The organism is Streptomyces viridosporus T7A, assembly GCF_008704515.1.
Taxonomy (GTDB): Bacteria; Actinomycetota; Actinomycetes; order Streptomycetales; family Streptomycetaceae; genus Streptomyces; species Streptomyces viridosporus.
The window spans coordinates 5,645,701-5,662,826 of sequence record NZ_CP023700.1; the positions used below are offsets into that span (position 1 = coordinate 5,645,701).

A 17,126-nucleotide genomic window follows, 5' to 3' on the forward strand; every position below is an offset into this window, starting at 1 on the left:
GGACGGGCACCCGGGAACGGGGACGGGGCGCCGCCGCCGGGGGCGACATGGAACAATCGGGGTTGGCTCACCGGTATCGACAGCGACCAGGAGACACAGCACGATGCGTATCGGAGTTCTCACCGCAGGCGGCGACTGCCCCGGCCTGAACGCAGTGATCCGGTCGGTCGTGCACCGAGCGGTCGACAACTACGACGACGAGGTCATCGGCTTCGAGGACGGCTACTCGGGACTGCTCGACGGCCGCTACCGCACGCTCGACCTAAACGCGGTCAGCGGCATCCTGGCCCGCGGCGGCACCATCCTCGGCTCCTCCCGGCTGGAGCGCGACCGGCTGCGCGAGGCCTGCGAGAACGCCTCCGACATGATCCGCGACTTCGGCATCGACGCGCTGATCCCGATCGGCGGCGAGGGCACGCTCACCGCGGCCCGCATGCTGTCGGACGCGGGCCTGCCGGTGGTCGGCGTCCCCAAGACGATCGACAACGACATCTCCTCCACCGACCGCACCTTCGGCTTCGACACCGCCGTCGGTGTCGCCACGGAGGCGATGGACCGCCTGAAGACCACCGCCGAGTCCCACCAGCGGGTGATGGTGGTCGAGGTGATGGGCCGGCACGCGGGCTGGATCGCCCTGGAGTCCGGCATGGCCGCCGGCGCGCACGGCATCTGCCTGCCCGAGCGCCCCTTCGACCCGGCCCAGCTGGTCAAGATGGTCGAGGAGCGCTTCGCCCGCGGCAAGAAGTTCGCGGTGATCTGCGTCGCCGAGGGCGCGCACCCGGCCGACGGCACCATGGACTACGGCAAGGGCGAGATCGACAAGTTCGGCCACGAGCGCTTCCAGGGCATCGGCACGGCCCTGGCGCGTGAGCTGGAGCGGCGCCTGGGCAAGGAGGCCAGGCCGGTCATCCTCGGCCACATCCAGCGCGGGGGCACGCCCACGGCGTACGACAGGGTGCTGGCCACCCGCTTCGGCTGGCACGCGGTGGAGGCCGCGCACCGGGGCGACTTCGGCAGGATGACCGCGCTGCGCGGCACGGACGTCGTGATGGTGCCGCTGGCGGAGGCGGTCACGGAGCTGAAGACGGTCCCGAAGGACCGGATGGACGAGGCGGAGTCGGTCTTCTAGGGACGCCGGGCCCCCGGGGGCACGGTCGGCGCCCGCACCCGCGGCACGGTTCCCGGCCGGTCAGCCGCCGCGGGTGCCGACCGCCCTCCAGAAGTGCTCCACGACGTGTTCCAGGAGTTCCCGTCCGCCGTCCCCGGCGTCGCCCCGGACGCCGCCCCGGCCGAGGCCGGCGGCCAGGCGGCCCCGGTAGTCCTGGTGGAGCCGCCGGAGCGCTCCTTCCAGCCGCCGCCGCTCCAGCGGGACGATCCTCGAGACCGGCCGTACGTACGGCTGCCAGCGCGTCGTCGCCGCGCGGCGCAGCAGCTCCGCGAGTGACTCCTCCCGGCCGGTGACGGTGACGACGTCGGCCGGGGACAGGGCCAGCAGTCCGGTCAGGGTGGCGGACTGCCGCGCGGAGCCGCGCCACCGGCCGGTCTCCTCCATCCGCAGATAGGCGTGGAGTTCGTGGCCGACCGCGCGGGCGACGTCCTCGGGCGCCAGACCGCGGGCGACGCGGTGCTCGCGCAAGGTGCGCGGACGTCCGACGAGTTCACCCGGCGAGCACCACAGCACCCCCGCCAGCGCGGTCAGTTCGCCGGGCGAGGGGGCGGCGGTCCCGCGTTCCCAGGCGGCGACGAGATCCGGTGTGACGTACGGCAGCCCGTACGAGGCGCGCAGGGTGTGGGCGACCTGGTGCGGACCCAGGCCGAGGCCGGTTCGCAGCCGGCGGGCCGCGGGGGCGTCGAACGGCGGGGGCGGGTGGGCGCCGGGGGACGGGGGACGGTTCGGTCGAGCGGAGGATCGGGGCACGGCCCACAAGCTAGGGGCGTGCGGACGGGACGGCCACGCTCTGTTCGGCCAGGATCACCGACTGTAGGAACGTACGGCTACCGGCGGGTCGGCCGCCCGGCGAAGGACGGCCGTCCGGACGGGGTGCCGGCCTTCCGGAGGGACGGCCGGCGCCCCGTCCGGACGGCCGGAACGCAAACGGAAAGCTCAGCGGGCATATGCACCGAACCGGGGTCGGACGGCGCCGTCGGCGCGCCCGCCGCCCGGGCGGGCCGCGGGCGGCACCGGACGTGCGGTCGTCGAACGGTCGTGCGGCGGAACGGGGTGGCCGGGGTCCGGACGGCGGCCGTCCCCGCGGCGCAAACCGAACGCCGCGCCCGCCCCAGAACCGCCGGCCGCCCTCACGGGCCGCTCACCCACCGGTACTGCAGTTCCGGCCGGCCCACGGTCCCGTACTGCGGGCGCCGGGCCGCGCGGTCGGTCTCCACCAGGTGCTCCAGATAGCGGCGGGCGGTGATGCGGGAGATGCCGACGGCCTCCGCGACCCCGGTGGCGGTCAGGCCCTCCTCGGCGTCCCGCAGGACCACGGACACCCGCTCCAGCGTCGGCGCGCTCAGCCCCTTGGGCAGGGCGGACGGGCCCGGGGCGCGCAGCACGGCCAGCGCGCGGTCCACCTCCGCCTGGCCGCTGGCCTCGCCGGCCGCCGCGCGGAACTCGGCGTACCGCACCAGGCGGTCTCGCAGCGTCGCGAAGGTGAAGGGCTTCAGCACGTACTGCACGACCCCCAGCGACACCCCCTCGCGCACCACCGCGAGGTCCCGGGCCGAGGTCACCGCTATCACGTCGGCGTGGTGCCCGGCGGCCCGCAGCGAGCGGGCCAGCTGCAGCCCGTGCACGTCGGGCAGGTGCAGGTCGAGGAGGAGCAGGTCGACGGGCGTGCGCTCCAGGACCCGGCGGGCCTGCGCACCGGTGTGCGCCTTGCCGACGGCGACGAAGCCCGGCACCCGGCCGACGTACAGCACGTGGGCGTCGGCGGCGACCGGGTCGTCCTCCACCACCAGGACCCTGATGGTCCGGCCGTCCGTCATGCGCCGCCTCCCGGGCACCGCACGAGCGCGCCGCCGGTGACGGCGCCCCGCAGGGGCAGCCGCACCTCGAACCGGGCACCGCCCCCCTCCGCCGACGTCACCGAGAGCGATCCGCCGTGCCGCCCCACCGCCTGCCGGACCAGCGCCAGGCCCAGTCCCCGTCCGCCCGGACCGGACTGCTTGGTCGTGAAGCCCCGCTCGAAGAGCGCCTCCGCGTGGTCCGGGTCCACCCCGGGGCCGGTGTCGGACACCCGCAGGGTCAGCTCCGGATCCGCCGCGCCCTCCGCGCCCTCCCCGGTCAGCGCCGTCACCGTCACCCGGGGCCGGACGCCGCCCTGCGCCGCGTCCACGGCGTTGTCGATCAGGTTGCCGAGAATGGTGACCAGGTCGCGGGCGGGCAGGGTGTCCGGCAGCAGACCGTCGTCCAGGCGGCTCTCGGGCGACACCACCAGCTCCACGCCCCGCTCGTTGGCCTGCGCCGTCTTGCCCAGCAGCAGGGCCGCCAGCACCGGCTCGCTCACGGCCGCCACCACCTGGTCGGTGAGCGCCTGGGCCAGCTCCAGCTCGGCGGTCGCGAAGTCCACCGCCTCCTGGGCCCGGCCCAGCTCGATCAGCGAGACCACGGTGTGCAGCCGGTTCGCCGCCTCGTGCGCCTGGGAGCGCAGCGCCCGGGTGAAGCCCCGCTCGGAGTCCAGCTCACCCATCAGCGACTGGAGCTCGGTCACGTCCCGCAGGGTCACCACCGAGCCGCGCCGCTGGCCGCCGGAGACCGGCGAGGTGTTCACCACCAGCACCCGGTCCGCCGTCAGGTGCATCTCGTCCACCCGCGGCCTGGAGTCCAGCAGCGCACCCGTCAGCGGGGAGGGCAAAGCGAGCTCCGTCACCGGCCTGCCCACCACGTCCTCCCCCCGGGCCACGCCCAGCAGCTCCCGCCCGCCGTCGTTGATCAGCGCGATCCGGAACTGGCCGTCCAGCATCAGCAGCCCCTCGCGCACGGCGTGGAGCGCGGCCTGATGGTAGTCGTGCATGTGGCTGAGCTCGGTCGCGTTCATCCCGTGGGTGTGCCGGCGCAGCCGGGCGTTGACGACGTACGTGCCGACCGCGCCGAGCCCGAGGGCGCCGGCCGCGACCCCGAGCAGGGCCGTCAGCTGCCCCCGGACGCGCGCGCTGATCTCCTCGACCCGGATCCCCGCGCTGACCAGGCCGACGATCCGGTCGCCGTCCCGGACCGGGGTCACCGCGCGGACGGACGGGCCGAGGGTGCCGGTGTAGGTCTCGGTGAAGGTGCGGCCCTCGAGGGCGGGGGCGGTGTGGCCGCGGAAGGGCAGGCCGATCTGCTCCGGGTCGGGGTGGGTCCAGCGGATGCCCCGCGGATCCATGATCGTGACGAAGTCGACGTCGGTGTCGCGCACCACGGCCACCGCGTAGGGCTGGAGCGAGGTCGAGGGGTCGGAGGTGCGGATCGCCTCCCGCACCGAGGGGGAGTCGGCGACCGAGCGGGCCACCGCCTCGGCCTGGAGGCCGGCGGTCTCCTCGGCCTGGCTGCGGTCGCTGACGTAGGTGAACAGCGCGTACCCGGCGACGACGACCGTCAGCAGCACGGCCTGCACGGCGAAGAGCTGGCCCGCCAGGCTGCGGGGTCGGGGGACGGGGAGACGCATGGAGCCAGTCTGCCTCCGCTTTCCCGATGAACTAAATGAACGGAAGGGTGACCGCACTCACACGCCGGGAGATAGTCACGGCATTCCCCAAACCCCATCCCGGGACGTGAGCCGCACGCCGGTGATGCCGACGACGTCGTCAAGGAGGGCCGCCGTGACCAGCGCAGCCGATACGGCACCTGCCGAACCCGAGGCCAAGCGGGACCGCACGCACTATCTCTACATCGCGGTGATCATCGCGGTCGCCCTCGGGATCGGCGTCGGCCTGCTCGTACCCGACTTCGCGGTCGAGCTGAAGCCGCTCGGCACCGGGTTCGTGAACCTGATCAAGATGATGATCTCGCCGATCATCTTCTGCACGATCGTGCTGGGCATCGGCTCCGTGCGGAAGGCCGCCAAGGTCGGCGCGGTCGGCGGCATCGCCATGGTCTACTTCCTGGTCATGTCGCTGGTCGCGCTCGGCATCGGCCTGGTCGTCGGCAACATCCTGGACCCCGGGACGGGTCTCGCGGTCACCGACGCGGTCAAGGAGACCGGTCAGGCCCAGGTCGACGCGGAGGCCAAGGACACCACCGAGTTCCTGCTCGGCATCATCCCGGCCACGATCGTGTCCGCCTTCACCCAGGGCGAGGTGCTGCAGACCCTGCTGGTCGCCCTGCTGTGCGGCTTCGCGCTGCAGGCCATGGGCAGCGCCGGCCAGCCGGTCCTGCGCGGCATCGAGCACATCCAGCGGCTGGTCTTCCGGGTCCTCGCCATGATCATGTGGGCCGCCCCGATCGGTGCGTTCGGCGCCATGGCCGCGGTCACCGGATCCGCCGGCCTGGACGCGCTGAAGAGCCTCGCGGTGCTGATGCTCGGCTTCTACATCACCTGTGTGCTGTTCATCTTCGTGGTGCTCGGCGCGCTGCTGCGGATCGTCGCGGGCCTGAACATCTGGAGCCTGTTCAAGTACCTGGGCCGTGAGTTCCTGCTGATCCTGTCCACGTCCTCGTCCGAGTCGGCGCTGCCGCGGCTCATCGCGAAGATGGAGCACGTGGGCGTCAGCAAGCCGGTGGTCGGCATCACCGTCCCGACCGGTTACTCCTTCAACCTCGACGGCACCATGATCTACATGACCATGGCCTCGCTGTTCATCGCCGACGCCCTGGGCACGCCGATGTCGATGGGCGAGCAGGTCACGCTGCTGCTCTTCCTGCTGATCGCCTCCAAGGGCGCCGCCGGTGTCTCCGGCGCCGGCCTGGCGACGCTGGCCGGTGGCCTGCAGTCGCACAAGCCGGCCCTGGTGGACGGCATCGGCCTGATCGTCGGCATCGACCGCCTGATGAGCGAGGCCCGCGCCCTGACCAACTTCGCGGGCAACGCGGTCGCCACGGTGCTGGTCGGCACCTGGACCAAGGAGTTCGACAAGGAGCGGGCGGACCAGGTGCTCGCGGGCCACGTCCCCTTCGACGAGAAGACCTTGCTGGACGACCACGAGCACGGCGCCGGCACCGACGACGTCCGCGCCGGGGCGCCCGCTCCGGGCGGCGAGAAGGAACTGGCCAAGGCCTGACGCCGGCGCCCCGCCCCGCACACCCCGGGCGGCTGGGACACTCCCCCGTTGCCCAGCCGCCCGGTCACCGGAGAACCGCGGGCGCGCCGCCCGTCTCCGGGCCCCACCGCCGAGCGGCCGGACTCCTCCCCCGTGAGTCCGGCCGCTCGGCCTTCTCGCGCGTCCGGGACCGCTCCGGCCCGCCGGCCGGTGGGGACGGACCGGCCCGCGCCGGCACGAGAAAACCCCCGGGTAATTGCGCCCGGGGGTTTCCTCTGCGTATATTCATTGATTCGCGACTTCAATTCAAGGAGTTGCGAATAAGTTCAGTGAGCACAGTATATGCGGGTGGGAGCGGAATTGTCAAACACCGAATTCCCGGACGATGAATTGCGGCGGGAGCAGGAATTCATCGACGGACTGTACGCACGCGTGGACGCCCTGCGCGGCGACACCGAGGTGTCCGTCACACAGGCGCTCGCCCAGGGCGACACGCCCATGCAGGCCAGGCTGGAACGGGACATCCTCGTCGCCGAGCGGTCCGGGCTGCTCGCCGCGCTGAACGCGGTGGACGGCTCCCTCTGCTTCGGCCGGATCGACCTCTCCTCGGGCACCACCCACCACATCGGCCGCATCGGCCTGCGCGCCGACGACGCCGAGCGCACCCCCGTCCTCATCGACTGGCGCGCCGACGTCGCCCGTCCCTTCTACCTGGCCACCGGCCACACCCCGATGGGCCTCAGGCGCCGACGGCACATCTCCACCGAGGGCCGCCGGGTCACCGCCCTGCACGACGAGATCCTCGACCTCGGCGACCAGACCCGCACCGGCCACGAGGACCCCACGGGCGACGCCGTGCTGCTCGCCGCGCTGGGCTCCGCGCGCACCGGCCGGATGGGCGACATCGTGCGCACCATCCAGGCCGACCAGGACCGCATCATCCGCGCCCCGCACCGCGGGGTGCTGGTGGTCGAGGGCGGTCCCGGCACCGGCAAGACCGCCGTCGCCCTGCACCGCGCCGCCTACCTGCTCTACGAGCACCGCGAACTGCTGGCCCGCCGCGCCGTCCTGATCGTCGGACCCAACCCGGCGTTCCTCGGCTACATCGGCGAGGTGCTGCCCAGCCTCGGCGAGACCGGCGTGCTGCTGGCGACCGTGGGCGAGCTGTTCCCCGGCGTGCGGGCGACCCGGAGGGACACCCCCGAGGCCGCCGCGGTCAAGGGCCGGGCCGAGATGGCCGACGTCCTCGCCGAGGTCGTCCGCAGCCGGCAGGCGCTGCCCGACCCGGTGATCACCATCGAGCACGACCGCGAGGTCCTCATGCTCGACGACGGCCTGGTGAACGTCGCCCGGGAACGCACCCGCGCCACCAAGCTGCCGCACAACGCGGCGCGCGAGTACTTCGAGGGCCACATCCTCAACACGCTCACCGACATGGTCGCCGAGCGCATCGGCACCGACCCCTACGACGGGACCAATCTGCTCGACCCCAGCGACATCACCCAGATCCGCGACGAACTCGCCGAGAACCCCGAGGTCTGGTCCGCCGTCGACCTGCTGTGGCCCCGGCTCACCCCGCAGCGGCTCGTCGCCGACTTCCTCGCCGCGCCCGAGGACTTCCTGCCCGAGGAGGACGCCGCCGCGATCCGCCGTCCGGTGACCCGGCACTGGACGGTCTCCGACGTGCCCCTGCTCGACGAGGCCGCCGAACTCCTCGGCGAGGACGACCGGCTCGCGCGCGAACGGGCCGAACAGGAGCGGCAGACGCAGATCGCCTACGCGCAGGGCGTGCTCGACGTGTCCTACGCCTCGCGGACGTTCGAGTTCGAGGACAAGGAGGAGGACGACCCGGAGTCCTCCGAGGTGCTGTCCGCGCACGACATCATCGACGCCGAGCGCTTCGCCGAGCGGCACGAGGAGGAGGACCACCGCAGCGCCGCCGAGCGGGCCGCCGCCGACCGGACCTGGGCGTTCGGGCACATCATCGTCGACGAGGCGCAGGAGCTCTCCCCGATGGCCTGGCGGCTGCTGATGCGGCGCAGCCCGACCCGCTCGATGACCCTGGTCGGCGACCCGGCGCAGACCTCGGAGGCGGGCGGTGTCGGCTCCTGGGCGGACATCCTCGCCCCGTACGTCGAGGACCGCTGGGAGCACACCCGGCTCGGCGTCAACTACCGCACCCCGGCCGAGATCATGGACGTCGCGGCCGCGGTGGTGCGCGCCGAGCACCCGGACTTCGAGCCGCCCGGCTCGGTGCGCTCCACGGGCGTGCGCCCCTGGGCCCGCGCCACCGACGACCTGCCCGGCGCGGTCGCGAAGGCCGTCGGGGAACTCACCCCGGCCGAAGGCCGCCTCGCGGTCATCGCCCCGCGCGAACTGCACCGCGCCCTGGCGGCGCGGCTGGACGGGGTGGAGGCGGGTGCCGAGCCCGATCTGACGCACGGCGTCGTCCTGCTCGACCCGCGCCAGGCCAAAGGACTGGAGTTCGACTCGGTCCTCGTGGTCGAGCCGGGGCGCTACGGCACCAGCGACCTGTACGTGGCGCTCACCCGCGCCACCCAGCGGCTCGGCGTCCTGCACACCGGACCGCTGCCCCGGCCGCTGGCCGAGGCCCTGGGATAGAGGACGCGCCCCGGGGGTCAGGCCGGGCGCAGCCACACCGTCGCCAGGGGCGGCAGGGTCAGCCGGATGCTCGCCGGAAGGCCGTGCCACCCCTGCGCCTCCGGCTTGACCGGGTCCGGCCGGGTGACGCCGCTGCCGCCGTACCGGCCGTCGTCGGTGTTCAGGACCTCGTGCCAGGCGGGCACGTCGTCCGGGACGCCGATCCGGTACGCGTGCCGGACCACCGGGGCGAAGTGGCACACGGCGAGCAGCGGCGAGCCGTCGCCGTCGTACCGCAGGAAGGCGAGCACGTCGTCCTCGGCCGCGTCACCGGCGACCCACCGGAAACCGTCCGGCTCGGTGTCGCGCCGCCACAGCGCCGGGGTGTGCCGGTAGACGGTGTTGAGGTCGCGCACCAGATCGCGCACCCCGCGGTGGTCGGCCTGCGCGCCGTAGTCCGGGTCCAGCAGCCACCAGTCCGGGCCGCGCGCCTCGGACCACTCGGCCCCCTGGGCGAACTCCTGCCCCATGAACAGCAGTTGCTTGCCCGGATGGGACCACATGAAGCCGAGGTAGGCGCGCAGGTTGGCACGCTGCTGCCACCAGTCGCCGGGCATCTTGGACACCAGGGACCGCTTGCCGTGCACCACCTCGTCGTGCGAGATGGGCAGCACGTAGTTCTCGCTGTAGGCGTACACCATCGAGAACGTCATCTCGTGGTGGTGGTACTTGCGGTGGATCGGATCGTGGCTCATGTACTGCAGCGAGTCGTGCATCCAGCCCATGTTCCACTTCAGGCCGAACCCGAGCCCGCCGAACCCGCTCGGGCCCTCGTGGTGGGTGGCCCGGGTGACGCCGTCCCAGGCCGTGGACTCCTCCGCGATGGTCACCACGCCGGGGCAGCGCCGGTAGACGGTCGCGTTCATCTCCTGCAGGAACGCCACCGCGTCCAGGTTCTCCCGGCCGCCGTGCTCGTTGGGGGTCCACTGGCCCGGCTCGCGCGAGTAGTCCAGGTAGAGCATGGAGGCGACCGCGTCCACGCGCAGGCCGTCGATGTGGAACTCCTGGCACCAGTACAGGGCGTTGGCCACCAGGAAGTTGCGCACCTCGCGCCGCCCGAAGTCGAACTCCAGGGTGCCCCAGTCGGGGTGCGCGGCCCGCAGCGGATCCGCGTGCTCGTACAGCGGACGGCCGTCGAACTCGGCCAGCGCCCAGTCGTCCTTCGGGAAGTGCGCCGGCACCCAGTCCATGATCACGCCGATGCCGGCCCGGTGCAGCGCGTCGACCAGGTACCGGAAGTCGTCGGGGGTGCCGAGCCGGGCGGTCGGCGCGTAGAAGCCGGTGACCTGGTAGCCCCAGGACGGACCGAAGGGGTGCTCGGCGACCGGCATCAGCTCCACGTGCGTGAAGCCCAGGTCCTTGACGTACGCCGGGAGTTGCTCGGCGAGCTCGCGGTACGACAGCCCCGGGCGCCAGGACGGCAGGTGCACCTCGTACACCGAGAACGGCGCCTGGTGCGCGGGCACCTCGGCCCGGCGCTCCAGCCACTGCGCGTCGCCCCACTCGTAGTGCGAGGAGGTGACGATCGACGAGGTGGCCGGCGGCTCCTCCGTGCGGCGGGCCATCGGGTCGGCGCGCAGCGTCCTCGAGCCGTCGGGGCGGGTGGTCTCGAACTTGTACAGCTCGCCCTCGCCGACGCCCGGCACGAACAGCTCCCACACCCCGGAGGAGCCCAGCGACCGCATCGGGAAACCGGTGCCGTCCCAGAAGTTGAAGCCGCCGGCCACCCGCACGCCCCGCGCGTTCGGCGCCCACACCGTGAAGCGGGTGCCGGTCACGCCCTGGTGCGTCATCGGGTGCGCGCCGAGCACCGTCCACAGCTCCTCGTGCCGGCCCTCGCCGATCAGGTGCAGGTCGAACTCGCCGAGCGTGGGCAGGAAACGGTAGGCGTCCTCGGTCTCCTGCACCGTCCCCTCGTACGTCACGAGCAGGTGGTACGCCGGTACCTCGCGCAGCGGCAGCAGGCCCGAGAAGAACCCGTCGCCGTCGTCGTGCAGCTCGACGGTGAGGCCCCCGGAGACCACGGTCACCGCCAGGGCGTACGGCTTGAACACCCGGAAGACGACCCCGCCGGGCACCGGATGGGCGCCGAGCACGGAGTGCGGGGCGTGATGCGTGCCGCTCAGCAGCCGCTCCCGGTCGGCGGCGTCCACGGCGGGGGAGACGGCGATCTCCACCTCGGGCGGGACGGACTGCGCGGCGGCGGGCCCGGGCGGCGGCGCCTGCCGGAGGACGGCGTCCGGCACCGCGGTCTCCCGCACGGCGGCCTTCCGGGCCGCTGCCTTCTTCGCGGCGGTCTTCTTCGCGGCGGGTGCCTTCGCCGTCTTCTTCGCCGCCGCCTTCTTCACGGCCGCCTTCTTCGTCGCCGCTTCACCGGCCGCCGCCCTCTTCCCGGGGGCCGCCGCCTTCTTCGTCGCCGCGGCCTTCGCCGCCGCCGACGTCGTGGCGGTCTTCTTCGCGGCCGCCTTCTCCACGGCGGTCTTCTTCGCAGTGGTCTTCTTCCGCGCGGTCGTCGGCTGCTCGGCGCGCCGCTGCTCGGCCGGCTGCTCCGGATGCGGATCGCTGGACTCGGGGCGGGGGGTCACGGGCTGGGCCTCCTGGGCGAGGATCGGGTGGATCGGATCGGATCAGGTGAGGCCGGACGAGGCCAGTCGACGCACCGCGGTCATCGGTACGGGGAGCCACTCGGGCCGGTGCCGGGCCTCGTAGAGCACCTCGTAGACCGCCTTGTCGATCTCGTAAGCGCGCAGCAGCACCGGATCGGTGCGCGGATCCCGGCCCGCGGCCTCCGCGTACCCGGAGCAGTACGCCGCCCGGCACCGCTCGGCCCATTCCGGCTGCGGCGGGTCCGCCGAACGCGCCGCGTAGTCGAAGGACCGCAGCATGCCGGCCACGTCCCGCACCGGGGGCTGGGGCATCCGCCGTTCGGCCAGCGGCCGGGCCGGCTCGCCCTCGAAGTCGATCAGCGACCACCCTCCCCCGCCGCCGAAGGCGTGGGAGGGGCCCCCGGCCGGGGACCGCAGGCACTGCCCGAGGTGCAGGTCGCCGTGCACCCGCTGGGCGGTCCAGGTGCGCCCCTCGGCGGCCAGGTCGTCCAGCGCCGTGAACGCCGAGCGCAGGCCGGACGCGTGCGGCCGCAGGGCGGGGACCGCGTGCACGGCCGCCTCCAGCCGCTCGGTCATGCCGTCGACCATCGGCCGCAGCTGGGGGTGGCCCAGGGTGACCGTCGGCAGCGCGCGGGCCAGCACGGTGTGCACCTCGGCGGTGGCGTGCCCCAGGGCCCGTGCCTCGGCGACGAAGTCCTCGCCCTTGGCCAGCGCCCGCAGGGCCAGGTCCCAGCCGTCCGCCGCTCCCTGCACGAACGGCTGGAGCACCCCCAGGACGTACGGCTCGGCGGGCTGCGGCGCACCGGAGGGCCGCTCGGGGTCCGCGACCAGCCAGGCCAGGGGCGGGGGCACCCGGAGGCAGCCCGCACGGGCCAGGGCCAGCGGCAGCTCCAGATCGGGGTTGGTCCCGGGCACGACCCGGCGCAGCAGTTTCAGGATGAAGGTGTCCCCGTAGACGACCGACGAGTTCGACTGCTCGGCGGTCACCAGGCGCGGCACCAGACCGGACCGGATCTCCCGGTGCGGGTCCCGCTCGAAACGAAGCCCGCCGATCCGGGCCCGGGTGCGCAGGGCCTCCAGGAGCAGATCGGCGGGCCGGGTGTCGTGCAGGGCCTCGTAGACCGTCCGTCCGGCCAGGGGGCCCTGCGTCACATGACCGATCAGCGCGGGCGCGAGCCGGGGCGGCAGCGCCTCGCGCACGCCTATCAGCAGCTGGTAGCAGTCGCCGGGCTGCTCCGGTCCGTCATGGCCCGGCAGGATCGGCTGGTGCGCGCGCACCAGCAGGTGGTACAGGCCCAGTTTGGCCGTGGACGGCAGCAGCTCGGTGACCGCGACCGGGCTGAATCCGGTGACCGGACGCCCCTTGCCCGCGAACCAGCGCTGCCGCGGCAGCCATTCCCTCAGCAGTGGATCCAGTGACGCAAGAAGGCCGGGCGGGGTCGTGACGGTGCGTGTGACGGCTTCCGACATGGCGTCGCGTCCTTTCCCCAGGGTCGGCGCGCCTGTGGAGCACCCCCCGGTCGAGCGCCCGCGCGTGCGCGGCCTCTCGACACCGGCGGCGCCCTTCCGGCTCACGCGGGTGGGCGGGGTGTTACTGATGCGTGCCCCGGGCGGAGCGGGAGAAACCGCCCCGCCCCGGGGTGTTCTACGCGGCGTCCTCGCGCAGGCGGAACCAGTAGAAGCCGTGGCCCCCGAGGGTCAGCAGGTACGGCAGTTCGCCGATGGCCGGGAAGCGCACCCCGCCGAAGAGCTCGACCGGGTGGCGTCCCCGGAAGGCGCCGAGGTCGAGTTCGGTGGGCTGGGCGAAGCGGGAGAAGTTGTTGACGCAGAGCACCAGGTCGTCCTCGTGCTCGCGCAGGAAGGCGAGGACGGCGGGGTTGGAGGAGGGCAGTTCGGTGTAGGAGCCCAGGCCGAAGGCCACGTTCTGCTTGCGGATCTCGATCATGCGGCGGGTCCAGTGCAGCAGCGAGGACGGCGAGGCCATGGCGGCCTCGACGTTGGTGACCTGGTAGCCGTAGACCGGGTCCATGATGGTGGGCAGGAAGAGCCGGCCGGGGTCGGAGGAGGAGAAGCCGGCGTTGCGGTCGGGGGTCCACTGCATCGGGGTGCGGACCGCGTCGCGGTCGCCGAGCCAGATGTTGTCGCCCATGCCGATCTCGTCGCCGTAGTACATGACCGGGGAGCCGGGCAGGGACAGCAGCAGGGCGGTGAACAGCTCGATCTGGTTGCGGTCGTTGTCCAGCAGGGGGGCCAGGCGGCGGCGGATGCCGATGTTGGCGCGCATGCGGGGGTCCTTGGCGTACTCCGCCCACATGTAGTCGCGTTCCTCGTCGGTGACCATCTCCAGGGTCAGCTCGTCGTGGTTGCGCAGGAAGATGCCCCACTGGCAGCCGGCCGGGATGGCCGGGGTCTTGGCCAGGATCTCCGAGACCGGGTAGCGCGACTCGCGCCGCACGGCCATGAAGATGCGGGGCATGACCGGGAAGTGGAAGGCCATGTGGCATTCGTCGCCGCCGGCGGCGTAGTCGCCGAAGTAGTCGACGACGTCCTCGGGCCACTGGTTGGCCTCCGCCAGCAGGACGGTGTCGGGGTACTGGGCGTCGATCTCCTTGCGGACCCGTTTGAGGAAGGCGTGGGTGGCGGGGAGGTTCTCGCAGTTGGTGCCCTCCTGCTGGTAGAGGTAGGGCACCGCGTCGAGCCGGAAGCCGTCGATGCCCAGGTCCAGCCAGAAGCGCAGGGCCGCCAGGATCTCCTCCTGCACGGCCGGGTTCTCGTAGTTGAGGTCGGGCTGGTGGGAGAAGAAGCGGTGCCAGTAGTACTGCTTGCGCACCGGGTCGTAGGTCCAGTTGGAGGCCTCGGTGTCGACGAAGATGATCCGGGCGTCCTGGTACTGCTTGTCGTCGTCGGCCCACACGTAGTAGTCGCCGTAGGGGCCGTCGGGGTCCGTGCGGGACGCCTGGAACCAGGGGTGCTGGTCGCTGGTGTGGTTCATGACGAAGTCGATGATCACGCGCATGCCGCGCTGGTGCGCGGAGTCGACGAACTCCACGAAGTCGGCGAGGTCGCCGAAGTCGGGGAGCACGGCGGTGTAGTCGGAGACGTCGTAGCCGCCGTCGCGCAGCGGCGACCTGAAGAAGGGCGGCAGCCACAGGCAGTCGACGCCCAGCCACTGCAGGTAGTCCAGTTTGGCGGTCAGCCCCTTCAGGTCACCGATGCCGTCGCCGTTGCTGTCCTGGAAGGAGCGGACGAGCACCTCGTAGAAGACGGCGCGTTTGAACCACTCCGGGTCCCGGTCCCGGGCGGGTGTGTCCTCGAAGGTGTCCGGGACGGGTTCGTTGACGATCATGTTGTGGGTGACCCTCCGATCTGCGGGGTGGACGGTCGCAGAACCGTGCCGTGCTCACCCGGGGACGCGACGCCGGCTGCTTTTGCCGCGTGGTCCCCGGACCCTCGGCCGACGACGAGCACATGCGCTCCGCCGGGCCCAAGACGCACATAGTTGGCCCTGCCCCAGTGATAGGTCTCGCCGGTGAGCTCGTCGCGCACCGGCACCGACTCGTGCCAGTCCAGGCCGAGTTGCGGCATGTCCAACGAGACCGTGGCCTCCTGGGTGTGGTGGGGGTCGAGGTTGGCCACCACCAGAACCGTGTTCGAACCCTTCCGTTTCGCGTAGACGATGACCTCCTCCTTGTCCGCGTGGTGGAAGTAGAGGTTCCGCAACTGCTGCAGGGCCGGGTTCTCGCGCCGGATGGTGTTGAGGCGGGTGATCAGCGGGGCGATGGTGCGGCCCTCGCGCTCGGCGGCCTCCCAGTCGCGGGGCCGCAGCTGGTACTTCTCCGAGTCGAGGTACTCCTCGCCGCCCTCGCGCAGCGGGGTGTTCTCGCACAGCTCGTAGCCGCTGTAGATGCCCCAGGCGGGCGCGAGGGTGGCGGCCAGCACCGCGCGGACCTCGAAGGCCGGCCGGCCGCCGTGCTGCAGGTAGGCGGGCAGGATGTCGGGGGTGTTGGCGAACAGGTTGGGCCGCATGTAGCAGGCGGCCTCCCCGGCCAGCTCGGTGAGGTACTCGGTCAGCTCCCGCTTGGTGGTGCGCCAGGTGAAGTAGGTGTAGGACTGCTGGAAGCCGATCTGCGCCAGGGTGTGCATCATCGCCGGCCGGGTGAACGCCTCCGCCAGGAAGACGACGTCGGGGTCGGCGCGGTTGACCTCCCCGAGCACCCGCTCCCAGAACACCACCGGCTTGGTGTGCGGGTTGTCCACCCGGAAGATCCGCACCCCCGCCGCCATCCAGTGCCGCAGCAGCCGCACCGTCTCGGCCACCAGCCCGTCCAGGTCGGCGTCGAACGCGATCGGGTAGATGTCCTGGTACTTCTTCGGCGGGTTCTCCGCGTACGCGATGGAGCCGTCGGGCCGGTGGTGGAACCACTGCGGGTGCTTGTGCACCCAGGGGTGGTCCGGCGAGCACTGCAGCGCGAAGTCCAGCGCCACCTCCAGCCCCAGCCCGGCGGCCCGCCGCACGAACCAGGCGAAGTCCTCCTCGGTGCCCAGCCGCGGGTGCACCGCGTCGTGCCCGCCCTCCGGCGAGCCGATCGCCCACGGCACCCCGACGTCGTCCGGGCCGGCGGTGAGGGAGTTGTTGGGGCCCTTGCGGAAGGTGGTGCCGATCGGGTGGATCGGCGGCAGGTAGACCACGTCGAAGCCCATCGCGGCGATCGCCTCCAGCCGGCGGGCCGCGGTGCGGAAGGTGCCGTGCGGCTGCTCGGGCGTGCCCTCCGAGCGGGGGAAGAACTCGTACCAGGCCCCGTACAGCGCCCGCTCGCGCTCCACCAGCAGCGGCAGCGGCGCGCTGCCGGTCACCAGCTCCCGCAGCGGGTACCGCGCCAGCACCGCCGCCACCTGCGGCGTCAACGCCGCCGCCAACCGGGACGCGGCCGGGCGGCCCTCGTCGCGCAGGGCGTCCACGGTGGCGAGGAGGAGATCCCTCGCGTCCGGCTCGGGCACCCCGGCCGCCGCCCGCTCGTACAGCCGGGCGCCCTCCTCCAGGACCACCTCCGTGTCCATGCCCGCGGGGATCTTGATCTGCGCGTGGTGCCGCCAGGTGGTGATCGGGTCGCCCCAGCCCTCCACGGTGTACGTCCACAGCCCGGGCGCACCGGCGGTGACCTCCGCCCCCCACCGGTCCGTGCCCGGAGCCAGCTCCCGCATCGGCGTGAACGGCCCCGGGCGTCCCTCGGGGTCCCTCAGGACGACATTGGCGGCCACCGCGTCGTGCCCCTCGCGGAACACGGTGGCCGTGACCTCGAACGTCTCGCCCACGACGGCCTTCGCCGGCCGGCGCCCCTGCTGGACCATCGGCCGGACGTCGAGGACGGGGATGCGCCCCACCGCGGTCGCGGGGGCCGCTTCCGGGTTCGTGGGGGTCGGCCCGGGGGGCGACGCGGGACCGGCGTCCGCCGGGCGGGGCGGAGAGTTTCCGGCGCCGCGCTTCGAAGGCGTCCGGGCGCCGGGCGTCGGGGGGGATGACGAGTGGTGCTTGGCGGGCATGACCGCTCCTGTCCGCGTCAACGTGGGTGGGCGGATGACTGTGGGGAGGTGGGTCCTGCGTGGTGTTCCTGTGGGGTGTACCCGCAGGAGCCTTCCCACCCTATTCGGGTGGGCAATCCGGCACGTTGTTAACTACTCACG

10 protein-coding genes are annotated in these 17,126 nt (G+C 72.8%); 3 read left to right on the plus strand and 7 right to left on the minus strand.

Annotated elements, in window-relative coordinates; all coding sequences use genetic code 11:
• Window positions 1-103: 103 nt before the first annotated feature.
• On the plus strand, window positions 104-1,129 hold the full coding sequence (locus CP969_RS26250) for an ATP-dependent 6-phosphofructokinase (RefSeq protein ID WP_004983263.1): 1,026 nt from the start codon (window positions 104-106) through the stop codon (window positions 1,127-1,129).
• Window positions 1,130-1,189: 60 nt separating this feature from the next.
• Here the strand turns inward: CP969_RS26250 and CP969_RS26255 are convergent, their stop codons facing one another.
• The 3 genes from CP969_RS26255 to CP969_RS26265 form a co-directional block, all read right to left on the minus strand.
• The gene (locus tag CP969_RS26255) at window positions 1,190-1,927 is read right to left on the minus strand and encodes a helix-turn-helix domain-containing protein (protein ID WP_016824591.1); all 738 of its coding nucleotides are present in this window, start codon (window positions 1,925-1,927) and stop codon (window positions 1,190-1,192) included.
• Between the two features lie 371 nt (window positions 1,928-2,298).
• Window positions 2,299-2,985: a response regulator gene (locus CP969_RS26260; RefSeq protein ID WP_004983260.1), complete on the minus strand. Its 687-nt coding sequence runs from the start codon at window positions 2,983-2,985 to the stop codon at window positions 2,299-2,301.
• The gene (locus CP969_RS26265; protein ID WP_016824590.1) at window positions 2,982-4,646 is read right to left on the minus strand and encodes a sensor histidine kinase; all 1,665 of its coding nucleotides are present in this window, start codon (window positions 4,644-4,646) and stop codon (window positions 2,982-2,984) included. The genes CP969_RS26260 and CP969_RS26265 overlap by 4 nt, the downstream gene beginning before the upstream one ends.
• Window positions 4,647-4,800: 154 nt before the next feature.
• Here CP969_RS26265 and CP969_RS26270 point away from each other — a divergent pair, with 154 nt between their 5' ends.
• Together CP969_RS26270 and CP969_RS26275 are read left to right on the plus strand one after the other, a co-directional pair.
• The gene (locus CP969_RS26270; RefSeq protein ID WP_016824589.1) at window positions 4,801-6,198 is read left to right on the plus strand and encodes a C4-dicarboxylate transporter DctA; all 1,398 of its coding nucleotides are present in this window, start codon (window positions 4,801-4,803) and stop codon (window positions 6,196-6,198) included.
• Between the two features lie 321 nt (window positions 6,199-6,519).
• Window positions 6,520-8,799, plus strand: coding sequence for a HelD family protein (locus CP969_RS26275; RefSeq protein WP_078495351.1), 2,280 nt, complete (start codon window positions 6,520-6,522; stop codon window positions 8,797-8,799).
• 17 nt (window positions 8,800-8,816) lie between these two features.
• Here CP969_RS26275 and glgB read toward each other — a convergent pair whose 3' ends face one another.
• The 4 genes from glgB to CP969_RS26295 all read right to left on the minus strand — a co-directional run bounded on the left by glgB (window position 8,817) and on the right by CP969_RS26295 (window position 16,985).
• The gene (gene glgB / locus CP969_RS26280) at window positions 8,817-11,423 is read right to left on the minus strand and encodes a 1,4-alpha-glucan branching enzyme (RefSeq protein WP_016824587.1); all 2,607 of its coding nucleotides are present in this window, start codon (window positions 11,421-11,423) and stop codon (window positions 8,817-8,819) included.
• 42 nt (window positions 11,424-11,465) lie between these two features.
• Window positions 11,466-12,914 carry a maltokinase N-terminal cap-like domain-containing protein gene (locus CP969_RS26285; protein WP_016824586.1) on the minus strand — a complete coding sequence of 483 codons (1,449 nt, stop codon included), beginning with the start codon at window positions 12,912-12,914 and terminating at the stop codon, window positions 11,466-11,468.
• A gap of 175 nt (window positions 12,915-13,089) precedes the next feature.
• Complete coding sequence (treS, locus tag CP969_RS26290) at window positions 13,090-14,790, minus strand: maltose alpha-D-glucosyltransferase (protein WP_150474968.1); 1,701 nt, start codon at window positions 14,788-14,790, stop codon at window positions 13,090-13,092.
• On the minus strand, window positions 14,787-16,985 hold the full coding sequence (locus tag CP969_RS26295; RefSeq protein WP_191093701.1) for an alpha-1,4-glucan--maltose-1-phosphate maltosyltransferase: 2,199 nt from the start codon (window positions 16,983-16,985) through the stop codon (window positions 14,787-14,789). The genes treS and CP969_RS26295 overlap by 4 nt, the downstream gene beginning before the upstream one ends.
• Between the last annotated feature and the right edge of the window lie 141 nt (window positions 16,986-17,126).

Excerpts from the sequence above, each read along its gene's own strand:
- CP969_RS26250 (WP_004983263.1), top strand. The coding sequence starts at position 104 with ATGCGTATCGGAGTTCTCACCGCAGGCGGCGACTGCCCCGGCCTGAAC.
- CP969_RS26285 (WP_016824586.1), bottom strand. The coding sequence starts at position 12,914 with ATGTCGGAAGCCGTCACACGCACCGTCACGACCCCGCCCGGCCTTCTT.
- CP969_RS26260 (WP_004983260.1), bottom strand. The coding sequence starts at position 2,985 with ATGACGGACGGCCGGACCATCAGGGTCCTGGTGGTGGAGGACGACCCG.
- treS (WP_150474968.1), bottom strand. The coding sequence starts at position 14,790 with ATGATCGTCAACGAACCCGTCCCGGACACCTTCGAGGACACACCCGCC.
- CP969_RS26265 (WP_016824590.1), bottom strand. The coding sequence starts at position 4,646 with ATGCGTCTCCCCGTCCCCCGACCCCGCAGCCTGGCGGGCCAGCTCTTC.
- CP969_RS26275 (WP_078495351.1), top strand. The coding sequence starts at position 6,520 with ATGCGGGTGGGAGCGGAATTGTCAAACACCGAATTCCCGGACGATGAA.
- CP969_RS26295 (WP_191093701.1), bottom strand. The coding sequence starts at position 16,985 with ATGCCCGCCAAGCACCACTCGTCATCCCCCCCGACGCCCGGCGCCCGG.